General features: G+C 65.7%; 9 protein-coding genes and 1 riboswitch. All 9 genes read right to left on the bottom strand.

Translation table 11 applies throughout. The features are described from left to right. Window positions 1-228: 228 nt before the first annotated feature. The 9 genes from cynS to mdtD all read right to left on the bottom strand — a co-directional run bounded on the left by cynS (window position 229) and on the right by mdtD (window position 11,192). Entirely contained in the window at window positions 229-672 is a 444-nt protein-coding gene (gene cynS, locus A3Q7_RS0103475) for a cyanase (protein WP_018410461.1), read from the bottom strand. Window positions 673-694: 22 nt separating this feature from the next. Then, window positions 695-1,558 (bottom strand): ABC transporter ATP-binding protein, encoded by an 864-nt coding sequence (locus A3Q7_RS0103470; protein ID WP_018410460.1) that lies wholly within the window; start codon window positions 1,556-1,558, stop codon window positions 695-697. Window positions 1,559-1,689: 131 nt separating this feature from the next. Beyond that, a complete protein-coding gene (gene ntrB / locus A3Q7_RS0103465; protein ID WP_018410459.1) occupies window positions 1,690-2,535 on the bottom strand; it encodes a nitrate ABC transporter permease in 846 nt (281 codons plus the stop codon). Further along, on the bottom strand, window positions 2,532-3,893 hold the full coding sequence (locus A3Q7_RS0103460; protein ID WP_018410458.1) for a CmpA/NrtA family ABC transporter substrate-binding protein: 1,362 nt from the start codon (window positions 3,891-3,893) through the stop codon (window positions 2,532-2,534). The genes ntrB and A3Q7_RS0103460 overlap by 4 nt, the downstream gene beginning before the upstream one ends. Before the next feature lie 24 nt (window positions 3,894-3,917). Further along, on the bottom strand, window positions 3,918-4,628 hold the full coding sequence (locus A3Q7_RS0103455; protein WP_018410457.1) for a DJ-1/PfpI family protein: 711 nt from the start codon (window positions 4,626-4,628) through the stop codon (window positions 3,918-3,920). Between the two features lie 117 nt (window positions 4,629-4,745). Next, complete coding sequence (locus A3Q7_RS0103450) at window positions 4,746-7,055, bottom strand: DUF1631 family protein (protein WP_232417805.1); 2,310 nt, start codon at window positions 7,053-7,055, stop codon at window positions 4,746-4,748. Window positions 7,056-7,139: 84 nt separating this feature from the next. Next, window positions 7,140-7,227: riboswitch (cyclic di-GMP riboswitch) on the bottom strand. A 108-nt stretch (window positions 7,228-7,335) separates the two neighbouring features. Further along, a complete protein-coding gene (locus A3Q7_RS0103445; protein WP_026224442.1) occupies window positions 7,336-8,193 on the bottom strand; it encodes an HDOD domain-containing protein in 858 nt (285 codons plus the stop codon). A 99-nt stretch (window positions 8,194-8,292) separates the two neighbouring features. Further along, window positions 8,293-9,726 (bottom strand): threonine synthase, encoded by a 1,434-nt coding sequence (gene thrC, locus A3Q7_RS0103440; RefSeq protein ID WP_026224441.1) that lies wholly within the window; start codon window positions 9,724-9,726, stop codon window positions 8,293-8,295. A 56-nt stretch (window positions 9,727-9,782) separates the two neighbouring features. After that, window positions 9,783-11,192 (bottom strand): multidrug transporter subunit MdtD, encoded by a 1,410-nt coding sequence (gene mdtD, locus A3Q7_RS0103435; protein WP_018410453.1) that lies wholly within the window; start codon window positions 11,190-11,192, stop codon window positions 9,783-9,785. Window positions 11,193-12,179: the final 987 nt, after the last annotated feature.

Raw genomic sequence — 12,179 nt, 5'->3', positions numbered from 1 at the left:
TTTTTGTAACGGCTTACAAGTGTAATGAGCTTCTAGTTTTAACTATTTTTGTTTCGCCTGTTTTTATTCTTTGTGTGCCGCGCGCAGGCGGTTCCCCCTCGCCCCACATATGGCCTCGATATGGGCGGACGCAGAGCCCCCAATGTGCGAAAAAATGGCCGCGAGCCCGTTCCCCGTGCCCGCGGCCTGACGACAATCGACGCAACGGCGCCGATCATCTGGGTCAAGTCAGTACGTCTTGTACGGCAGGAACTTCCCGCTCATCGTGATGCTCACGCGGTCGCCAGCGGGATTGGCTTCCCGGGCCAGATCCATCTTGAAGTCGATCGCGCTCATGATGCCGTCGCCGAATTCTTCGTGGATGAGTGCCTTGAAGGTGGTGCCGTACACATTGATCAGTTCGTAGAAGCGGTAGATCAGCGGGTCGGTGGGCACGGCGGTGGGCAGCGAGCCCTTGTAGGGCACGACCTGGAGCTGGGTGACGGCTTCTTCCGGCAGGTCCAGCATTTCGCCTATCGTTTTTGCCTGGGCGGCATCGAAGGTCATCTGGCCGAGCAGGCCGGCGGTGACCCATTCCTTGCTCAGGCCGACGGCCTTGGCGATGTCGGCCCACTTCAGGCCCTTGGCAACCTTGCGTTCGATGATGAGGTCGGTCACGTCTTCGCGCTTCATGTCAGTCTCTCCTTTGACGGGTTCAGGCGGATTGGCTCGCTTGGCCGGGATGGACAAGGGGCGGATGCTTGGGGTCCCAGTCGGGACCGGGTTGGAATTCGCGCGAGCGCTTCACCAGGAAATCCACCAGGTGATTGCGCAGCGTGTAGAAGGCGGGCTGCTGGTGCAGGGTTTCGCGCACGCGCGGCCGGGCCAGCGGATTGACGACGATTTCGGCGATCTTGGCGCGCGGGCCGTTGGTCATGAGCACGATGCGGTCGGCCAGCAGGATGGCCTCATCCACGTCGTGGGTGATCATGAACACGGTCTGCTGCGTGGCTTCGACGATGCCGATCAACTCGTCCTGGATGCTGCCGCGGGTGAGCGCGTCGAGCGCGCCAAACGGCTCGTCCAGCAGCAGCATTTTCGGTTCGATCGAGAAGGCGCGGGCGATGCCGACGCGCTGCTTCATGCCGCCGGACAGTTCTGCCGGCTTCTTGTCCAGCGCGTGGCCGAGATGCACCAGTTCGAGGTATTTCACCGCGTGTTCGCGCACCTGTTTGGCCGACCAGTCGGGGTGACGGCTGCGCACGGCGAATTCGACGTTCTTCAGCGCGCTGAGCCAGGGCATGAGTGCGTGCCCCTGGAACACCACGCCGCGGTCGAGCGAGGGGCCGCGCACTTCGCGGCCATCCATGATGACGTGGCCGTCGGTCGCTTCGTCCAGTCCGGCCAGGATGTTCAGGATGGTGGTCTTGCCGCAGCCCGAGTGACCGAGCACGCACACGAACTGGCCGCGCTCGATGCCGAAATGCAGCTCTTCGAACACCGGTGCGGGATCGGGCTTGCCTGGTTGCGGAAACTGCCGCTTCAGGCCCTCGACCTTCAGGAAGGGTTGGGTGGTCATTGTGGTGAGGCCTTTTTTTGCTGCGGATGACGCGGATGCAAGTGACGGGGCGTCGTCGAGATCGCCGGACGCCTGCGTGCGCAGCGTCACGACCGGTGCGAGTGATGCGTTCATGCTCGTTCCCTCCCCGCTCATTCGCGCCACGAGATCGCACGCGCGATCCACGCCAGGATGTGGTCCAGCAACATGCCCACCAGACCGATCAGCAGGATGGCCGTGATGATGTTGGTGATGGACAGGTTGTTCCACTCGTTCCAGACGAAGTAGCCGATGCCGGTGCCGCCCACCAGCATTTCGGCGGCAACGATGACCAGCCAGGCGATGCCGATGGAAATGCGCATGCCGGTAAGTATCGTCGGCGCCGCCGCCGGCAATATGACCAGGAAGGCCTTGCGCATCGGGCTCACTTCGAGGGTGCGGGCCACGTTCAGCCACTCTCGGCGTACCGATGCGACGCCGAAGGCGGTATTCACCAGCATGGGCCACAGCGAGCAGATGAAGATGACGAAGATGGCGGAAATGCCCGAGTCCTTGATGGTGTAGAGCGCGAGCGGCATCCAGGCCAGCGGAGAGATCGGCTTCAGGATCTGGATGAAGGGGTCGAGCGCCTTGTACACCAGCGGCGACATGCCGATCACGAAGCCCAGCGGAATCGCCACCAGCGCGGCCAGCAGATAGCCGCCAAGCACGCGCGCGATGGAATAGCTGATCTGTATGCCCAGCCCCTTGTCATTGGTGCCGCGGTCGTAGAACGGATCGCTCAGGTGTTCCCATATCTTGGCGGCGACCTCGCCCGGGCCAGGCATGGCGGACTGGCCACCGGCCTGAGCCTGGGCGCCCATCAAGGCCGCGTACTCCGGGTCCATGTCCGGGGCTGCGCCGCCGCCCGACGGCGCACTGGTCGCCAGATACCACACGCCGACGAACAGCGCGAAGAACAGCGCCGACAGCAGCGGCGCCAGCCATGCCTTCTTCATGCCGCCACCTTCTTGATCTTGAAGCTGTTGATGTATTCCTCGGGCTTGGCGGGGTCGAATTCCTTCTTCATGACCGAGAACTTCTTGGTCGTGCTTGACGGCACCGGCAGCCCCACTTCCTTCATGAGCTGGGCCGCGTCGGTGGCGAGGAACACTTCCTTGGCGATCTTCTGGTAATCGATATCGCCCTTGATCTGGCCCCAGCGCTTCATCTGGGTCAGGATCCACACGGCGAAGGATTCCCACGGGAAGGGTTCGAAGCCGATGCGGCCCGGCACCTTCTGGATGCCGCCCAGGCCGTCGGCATAGGTGCCGGTAAGCACCTGTTCGACCACGGTGACCGGCTGGTTCAGATAGTTGGCGGGCGCGATCGCCTCGGCGATCTGCTTGCGGTTGGCCGGGTTGCTCGCGGTGGCCGTGGCGCTGATGACGGCGCGCAGAAGCGCCTTGTAGGTGTTCGGCATGGTGGTGACGAACTCCTTGCTCGCGGCGAAGGCGCAGCACGGATGCCCTTCCCAGATGTCGCGGGTGAGGGTGTGGATGAAGCCCACGCCGTCGTACACCGCGCGCTGGTTCACCGGATCCGGCGCGAGGAAGCCGTCGATATTGCCGGCGCGCAGATTGGCCACCATTTCCGGGGGCGGCACCGAGCGGATCTGCACATCGGCATCCGGGTCGATGCCGTGCTCCGCCAGGTAGTAGCGCAGCAGGTAGTTGTGCATCGAATAGTCGAAGGGCACGGCGAACTTGAAGCCCTTCCAGCCCTTGGGATCGCGCTTGTCCTTGTGCTTCACCGACAGCGTGATGGCCTGGCCGTTGATGTTTTCCACGGCAGGCATGGTCCAGGGAATCGGGTTCGAGCCGGCGCCGACCGAAATCGCCAGCGGCATCGGCGACAGCATGTGGGCGGCGTCGTATTCCTTGGCCAGCGACTTGTCGCGGATGACCGCCCAGCCGGCGGTCTTCACCACTTCCACGTCCAGCCCCTGCTTCGAGTAATAGCCCAGCGGGTGCGCCATGATGATGGGCGTGGCGCAGGTGATGGGGATGAAGCCCACCTTGAGCTTGGTCTTTTCCAGCGGGCCGGGCGAGGCGAAGGCATCCTTCACCGTGCCCAGCGGCAGGAAGGTGGAAATGGCCGCCATCGCGGTGCTGGCGCCGACCGCGCGGATGAAGTTGCGGCGGGTTTCGTCGTGCGGGAACAGCGCGCGCATGACGGCGCCTTCGACCGCGCGGTCCAGCATGGCCTCTTCCGACAGCGATTCGGCGTGATCGTGTTCCGCCTGGCTGTGGTGGCGGCCGCAGGAGCAGCCACTCAGTTTCACGTTCGGGTCGAAGGGGTTGCGGAAGGTGCTCATGGCGGGCTCTCCTTGTGCTGTAGTTCAGTGAGCGAAGCAGGGAACGGGGTTGGGTGCGTATTCGATGTCGTGCGCGTACAGCTCGTAGGCGGCGCCGTATTCCATGCAGCGCGCGACATCGCGGATGAAAGCGTCGTCGTAACCGGCGCGACGCAGCAGGTGAAAACCGAGTTCCATGCCGGAGGCGATGCCACCGGCGGTGACGATGCGGCCGGCATCGACCACGCGCGCATTCGATATGCGGCAGGCGGGCGCGATTTCGGCGAGCCGGTCTATCGGCAGCTTGCCCAGATGGGACGATTCGATGCGGTCGCCTTCCTTGCGGTTGGTGGCGGGTATGCCATCGAGCAGGCCCATGTGACCGTACACCCAGGAACCGGTGCACACGCTGGTGAGCAGGCAGTGCGCAGGCAGCGTGCCGATGAATTCATGCAGCCTCACATTCCACATTTCCTGACGGGTGCCGGCACCACCGGGGATGAGGAAAGCATCCATGGCCGGCCGGTCGGCGAAGCTGTAGTTGGGCAGCAGCGTGAAGCCGGCCTGCGCCTGCACCGGACGCATGGCATCCGACACGAGGAACACCTCGAGTTCGGGATCGAAGCGGCGCGCCACCGAAAACACGCCATGCGGTGCGGTGAAGTCGACGATCTCGGCGTCCTTGAAGACATAGATGCCAAGCCGGAATCCGCGCTTGCGCTGCGAGCCCACCGTGAAATCTCCCCGTGCGTTCATGGAACGTACTGTAGGGATGGGCGCGCGCCGGCTGTATCGCGACAGCCGTGATTGTTTTGTAGTGCGTGAACTACACGGCCGCCGGGCGGCGGCCGTCGCGGGGATGCCGTGACAGGGTCAGGCGGTGGCGCGCTGCTGGTTCAGCGCCTGCGACACGGCGCGCTCGAACATCGGTGCGGCGTCGACGACGCGCGCGTCGCCGCGCGACAGTTGCAGCGCCAGCGCGTCCGGTGCAATGGATGTGGCGCGCGGCGAGGCAGGATTGGTGAACAGATAGATGCCGCGCTGCGGGCTCACCCAGTTCAGCCGCATGCGCACGAAGCTGCCGTCGGCCTGGCGGAATTCCAGCCAGTCGCCGCGCTTCAGTTCCATGATGCGGGTTTCCGCATCGAAATCCACCTGGGCCGGCAGGTTGAGCGAAATGTCCTCGTACTCCAGCCCGTCGTGCTCGATGTGCTCGGTCACCACCTCGGGTGCCGGCAGCGCGTCGTTGGCGGATGCCGCACCGGGCACCCATTGCGTCACCGGCGGTGGCGCCGACGGCACGCCCGGCTTGATCCACTGCGCGTGCAGGTCGAACAGGCCGTTGAGCAGCAGCAGCTTGTCCGACGGATGGATCTGCGCGGTATCGAAACCCTGGTTGAGCCTGCGCAACAGACCGGGCAGCGCCTGCACCAGGCCGCGCCGCTCGTCCGGATCGGCCTTGGGCTGCACGCTCCAGATCAGTTCGTCGGCGGTAACCAGCGCCTGACGGTAATCGACATCGGCTTCGTCGCCGCGCTCGGCCAGCATGCGCAGCAGCGTGCGCCAGGCGCCATCGAGCAGCGACTGCACCACGGTGGGCAGCGGTGTGCGCAGGCGGTCGTCGATGTCGTCGTCGGCGCGCCGACGCGCGTCCTCGCGCCGCAGCCTGTCCTGCTCCCGCTCGGCGGCAAGCTGGGCGGCCGCTTCGGCGCGCTTGGCCTCTTCCGCCTCGATGTCGCGGATGAAAGCTTCGAGGTCGTTGTTGCAGGCCTCGAACAGACTGATGTCGCGCTCGAAATCGCGCAGGATGCGGTCGACGATTTCCGCCAGCTTCAGGTAGAGCGGATCGTCGTGGCCGACGTCGCGCCCCCAGCGCAGCATGGCGTCGGAAATGAGGTCCAGCAGATGGCGCGCCGGATGGGCGCGGCTGGAAAAGAAACTGCGATCCAGCATGGCCACCTTGACCAGCGGAATCTGCAATCGGCCGACCAGCGCCTTGATCGGGTCAGCGATGTTTGCGTCGTTGAAAATGAGGTCGAACAGCATGGCCACGATGTCGACCGTGATGGCGTCGAACTGGCCGAGGTGTCGCCCCAGATCCGAACTGCGGAAGTCGCGCAGCAGGTTCACCGGCCCGGCGCCCACCAGCGAAGAGGTGGGCAGCATGCGCAGGTCGGCCTCGGCCTGCAGCGCGCTCAGCGCCTCGAACACGAAGGGCGAGGCCGGCGTGACCGCGCCGCCGGCGGGCGCGGCTGCCGGCAGCGGCATGCCCTGCGCCGACATCTGGCTCTGCACGAGCTGGGCCAGCATGGCGTAGATGTCGCCTTCGCTCGCCTCGCCGCCGTGACCGCCGCCCGCGCCGAATGGATCGCCGAAACCATTGAACGACGTGGTGCCGAAACCCTGTACCGACGACACGGTGCCGAAATCCTGCTGCGGCTGGAAGCCGCTTTCCTGGGCTGCCGCAGCAGGTGCGCGCGGTCGTGCGCCAACCGGGCCGGTGCGGCGGAAGCCGCGACGCAGGCCGGGCAGGATGTTCTGCCGCACCAGGCGCTGGTTCAGCTCCTGATAAAGCCGCGACAGCTCGTTCGAAATCTGCGATTCCAGCGACTGCAGCAGCACCAGCCGCATCTGCACGCCCGGGTCGACCTCTTCGCAGGCCGCGCGCAGCGCCTGGGCGACTGCCTCGGTGCCTATCGGGTTGTCCGCGTCGCTGGTTTCGTCCTTGCCGAGCAGCGTACCCAGACGCTGCTCGACGCCATACAGCTCTTCTTCGCAGTGTTCCTTGAGCTTGCGGGTGATTTCGCTGAGCGCGATGTCCTGCGTCAGGTCGTCCTCGTCCACCAGGCTCAGTTCGTCCAGCGAGGTGGGCGCCTCGGTGGATTGTTTCAGCGGTTCGCCGCGCACGCGCGCGTCGAAATAGCGCGACAGGTGGTCGATGAAGGCGCGTTCGATGACGGCCCACTGTTCGCGCGCCTTGCCGCAGGTAAACATGTAGAGGTTGCGCTGGTCGCGATCCAGTTCCGCCTCGGCGCGCGACACCAGATCTTCCTCGATCTTGGTGAGCATGCCGTGCAGGGATTCGCGCAGACGACGCAGCGTGAAATCGCGGCAGTCGTTGAGCACGCGTCCGCGTTCGGGCGGCAATGCAGTCGACGGTGGTGTGGGAACGGCGCTCATCATGGTCTTTCTTCGGTCCGGCAGTCCGACCGATCAGGCCTGAGCCCGGGCAGGCACCTTCCGAGCGGGCGGCGCTGCGCCCTGCTTCGCTGCAGCCCCGCTGTCTTGGCGCGGCAGGCACCGAAGACCGGAAGCTTTGCGTCGCCGCCTCTCGACGGGTTTGCCCTGGTTCAGCCCGGGAACGCGGTGCATTCCCTTATCGGACTTCACTCAATTTAACGGACTGTCGCCGGCAGACTTGAGCGCTCGTTACACGTCGCAACACGCGGCGGCGTGCCGCAGGTCAGACGTGGAGCGTGGCGATGATGGAATCGATCTCTTCCTGCGATTCGGCGATCACCGCCTGCAGCGTCTCGTTGTCGAGATCGGCTTTCACGGCATCGGCAATGACCTCCTCGTTTTCCGGAGGTTCGCAGCAGAAGGGATTGGGGAAGGCGGCGAGACTTTCCGCCAGGAACAGCACGTCGGCCAGCGAACGTGGCGGCACCACCGGACCGGACATGGTTTCGTCGTCCACTGCCTCGATGATCTGCGCCGGCGCCTTCAGCGCCTCCAGCACGGCACGGCCGACGCTGCGGCTGAAGCTGAACATCAGTCCCCCCAGTTCCTCCTCGCGCTGCAGCAGCGCAGGAAAGGCCGAGGCGCGCGCCAGCAGATAGAACTGGCCGATCTCGTGCACGACGCCGGCGAACATCGCCGCGTCCGGATTCAGACGCGACAGCCGGCGCGCGATGACGAAGCTGAGCGCCGAAACATGGATGGTGTGCTGCCACAGGTCATACGTCATGACGCGCAGCCGTTCGTCGGCGCGCGCATCCACCATCTGGCGCACGATGAGCGACATGGTGAGCATGCGCACCGGATCGATGCCGACACGGCCGACCGCGGTGCGCACGTCGCTCACCTCGTTGCCGCTGCGGTTGTAGGCCACCGAATTGGCGAGCTTGAGCGTCTTGGCGCTGAGCACGGGCTCGGCGCCGACCAGACGCGCCACTTCGTTGATGTTGATGCCCGGGTCCTCGAGCGCCTGGCGGATGCGCAACGATACTTCGATGCTGGTCGGGAAGACGATATCGCCCGATTCGAGCTCGGCGGACAGACGTTGCAGTGCTTCGAGCGATGCGTTCACCGGTTCACCCATGATGGTCTCGCAGTCCACGTGACGGATGGTCGGTTATCGGCCCGCGTCACGCGAACTTTAGAACAACTGACTGCCGGACGGGTTCCGGCGCATGGCCGCCTAACCGGCGTTGGCCGCGATGAAGGCCTTCATCGCGACGACGTCCGCATCCATCACTTCGAAGCGCTGGGGCAGGGATTCCAGGTTCTCCATGCCGGCCGGACGCACCGGCTCGCGGCCCAGCGCCTCCACCACGGTTTCCGAGAACTTGGCCGGCAGCGCCGTTTCCAGCACGATCATCGGCACATCCGCTTCGCGCCGCTCCAGCGCCACCTTCAGGCCGTCGGCGGTGTGCGTGTCGATCGCCCTGCCCCAGCGCTCATTGGCAAGGCGCATCGTGCTCACGCGATGGGCGTGATTGCTGGAACCGGACTGGAAGCCGTAATCGCTCGCCACCCGGCCGAACAGCGGCGAGGCCGACAGATCGAACGGACGGCCGCGATCCACCTCGCCCCACATGGCGCGCACCTGCGCGGTGTCGCGGCCGGTCAGGTCATAGATGAAGCGCTCGAAATTGCTGGCCTTGGAAATATCCATGGACGGGCTGGTGGTGTGCAGCGTTTCCGCCGTGCCGCGCGGGCGGTACACGCCGCTGCGGAAGAACTCGTCCAGCACGTCGTTCTCGTTGGTGGCGACCACCAGGTGGCGGATCGGCAGACCCATCATGCGCGCGATGTGGCCGGCGCACACATTGCCGAAATTGCCGGAGGGCACGGTGAAGCTCACCTGCTCGTCGTTGCTCTTCGTGGCCGAGAAATAGCCCTTGAAGTAGTACACGACCTGGGCCGACACGCGCGCCCAGTTGATCGAATTGACGGTGCCGATGCGGTACTTCGCCTTGAATTCCAGGTCGTTGGACACCGCCTTCACCATGTCCTGGCAGTCGTCGAACACGCCGCGCACCGCGATATTGAAAATGTTCGGGTCCTGCAGGCTGAACATCTGCGCGGTCTGGAAACGGCTCATCTTGCCGTGCGGGCTCAGCATGAACACGCGGATGCCGCGCTTGCCGCGCATGGCGTATTCCGCGCTCGAACCGGTGTCGCCCGAGGTGGCGCCGAAAATGTTCAGCGAGTCGCCGCTGCGGGCGAGCGCGTACTCGAACAGATTGCCCAGCAACTGCATCGCCATGTCCTTGAAGGCCAGCGTCGGGCCATTGGACAGTTCGAGCAGGTGCAGGCCGGGTTCCAACGTGTACAGCGGCGTGATGTCGCGCGCGTCGGAACCGGAGACGGTGTTGCAGTACACCTCGGGCGTATAGGTGCGGTCGATCAGCGCTTTCAGGTCATCGGCCGGAATGTCGTCTGCGAAGCGCGACAGGACGGCGAAAGCGAGCTGGCGGTAATCCATGCCGCGCATGGCATCGAGATCGGCACGCGAGAAGGCCGGATACTGCGCCGGCATGGCGAGGCCGCCATCTTCCATCAGGCCGCCCAGCAGGATGTCGGTGAAACGCTTCTGCGGCGCCTGGCCGCGGGTGGAGACGTAATGCATGTGCGATGCGCGCGTGTCGTGCGGAAACGTAAAGTCCGCCATTCTATCGCGGCCGCCTACTCGTCGCCGGACAGGGTGATGCGGCTGCCGCGCGCGCCCTCGTCGCGCCCGAGCTGCATGAACACGATGGACGACAGCATGGACAGCAGGCCAACGCAGGCAAATGTGGAGCGGAACACGTCGATCACCGCGTGCGCCGCGCCTTCACCGGTGCCACCGAAGGCGGCGAGCAACATGGCGGCAGCCGCGACACCCAGGCTCATCGAAAGCTGCATCACCACCGACAGCAGACTGTTGCCGGCCGCCGCCGTGTCGTCGCCGAGATCGATCAGCGCCAGCGTGTTCATGGCCGTGAACTGCAGAGACGCCACGATGCCATAAAGGGTCAGATGCGCCAGCAGTACCCCGTCGGCAGTGGTGGCGTCGTGCAGCGCGAAGGTCGCGATGAGCAGCCCTTGCGCCAGCGTGTTGCCTACCAGCAGCCGGCGATAGCCGAAATGACGGATCAGCCGTTCGGCCAGCGCCTTGGCGCTCATCGCGCCGAGCGCCGCCGGCACCAGGAAGAGCCCGGCGCGCGTCGGCGAATAGTCCAGCCCGATCTGCAGGTAGAGCGGCATCAGATAAGGCATGGCGCCGCTGCCGATGCGCGCGAACAGATTGCCCAGAATGCCGACGGAAAAAGTCGGGATGCGGAACAGCGCGAGCGAGAACAGCGCGCCGGGCGTACGTGCCGCATGCAGCCAGTAGCCGGTCAGACAGGCCAGGCCCGACACCACGAGCAGCAGCGAAGCCGCGGTGCTCAGCGCGCGTTCGCCCACGCCCTGCAGTGCCAGCGACACCAGCACCATGCCGGCGCCGAACAGCACGAAACCCGCCACATCGAAACGCGCCAACCCGCCCCGCAGGTCCGGCATCCAGCGCAGGCTGGCCAGCAGGCCCAGTGCGCCGACCGGCAGATTGATCAGGAACACCCAGTGCCAGCTCGCGACATCGACCAGCCAGCCACCCAGTGCCGGCCCGATCAGCGGCCCGAGCAAGCCGGGTATCGTGACGAAGGCCAGCACACCGAGCAGCCGGTCGCGCGGAAAGGCACGCAGGATGGCCAGCCGCCCGACCGGCAGCATGAGCGCCCCGCCCGCCCCCTGGATCACCCGTGCCAGTACCAGTGCGCCCAGGCTCGGCGCCAGCGCGCACAGCAGCGAACCGGCGCTGAACAGCGCGATCGCGCTCATGAACACGCGGCGGCTGCCGAAGCGGTCGGCCAGCCACCCGGACAGCGGAATCAGCAGCGCCACGGTGAGCATGTAGGCCACCACCACCGCGTGCATCTGCAGCGGGCTGTGGTCGAGGTCGCGCGCCATCGCCGGCAGCGCGGTATTCAATATGGTGGCATCCAGCGTCTGCATGAAGAACGCGGTGGCAACCAACCAGGGCAATGCGGTGTAGGGCGAAGCGGCAGCGCTCATCGGGGACCGGCCGCAGCGGCCGAAATCGACGGAAGACGCGAGTGTCGCCGCAGCCGGCGATGGCGTCAAAAGGACAACGCGCATCGCACCTGGAGCGGAGCCGGGGTGTCGCAGGAGCGAGCGCAGCTCGCGATCCCACCCCCGAACGAAGCCCACGGCCCGCCCACGCCGCATCGCGGCCAGAGGCCGCTCCCACAACAGCTCGCCCTGACCGCGACCGAGCCGGGGTTCTGTAGGAGCGAGCCCCGCTCGCGACACCACCCCCGAACGAAGCCCGCGGCCTGCATGCGCCGCGTCGCGACCTGGGGTCGCTCCTACAACAGCGCACCCAAACCACGAACGGAGCCGAGGTTCCGCAGGAGCGAGCCCCGCTCGCGACACCACCCCAGAACAAAGCCACCGGCCAGCCAAGACCGCGTCGCGACCTTGGGGTCGCTCCACAAGAGCACGTCCCCCACGAAAGGAGCCGGGTTCATGTAGGAGCAAGCCCCGCTCGCGACTCCACCCGAGAACAAAGCCAGCGGCCAGCCAAGGCCGCGTCGCGACCTGAGGGTCGCTCCTACGGCAAAGCGCGCCCTGACCACGAAGGACACCGGTTTCGTGTAGGAGCGAGCCCCGCTCGCGACTCCACCCCAGAACAAAGCCAGCGGCCAGCCAAGGCCGCGTCGCGACCTTGGGTCGCTCCTACGGCAAAGCGCGCCCTGACCACGAACGACACGGGCGAGGTCACATCGACCACGGCCGCCTGCCCCCTCTCCCACATCAGTGGGAGAGCGGCCAGGGTTGAGGGCTAGCGGGCTTGCCCGCGATTCCACCCTCGAACAAAGCCCGCGGCCTGCATGCGCCGCATCGCGGCCAGAGGCCGCTCCCACAACAGCTCGCCCGAAGCGGCATCGGAGCCGGGGTTTCGTGGGAGATTCTATGTTCGGCCGCAAGCGTTTTCGTGTTGTTTCGGGACATAGTCGGCCGCGTTCTTCATCACAGAGA

This window comes from Methyloversatilis thermotolerans, assembly GCF_000372885.1.
GTDB classification, from domain to species: Bacteria; Pseudomonadota; Gammaproteobacteria; order Burkholderiales; family Rhodocyclaceae; genus Methyloversatilis; species Methyloversatilis thermotolerans.
Note: the sequence above shows the minus strand (reverse complement) of the source record. Positions and strands in the feature narration are given on the sequence as shown.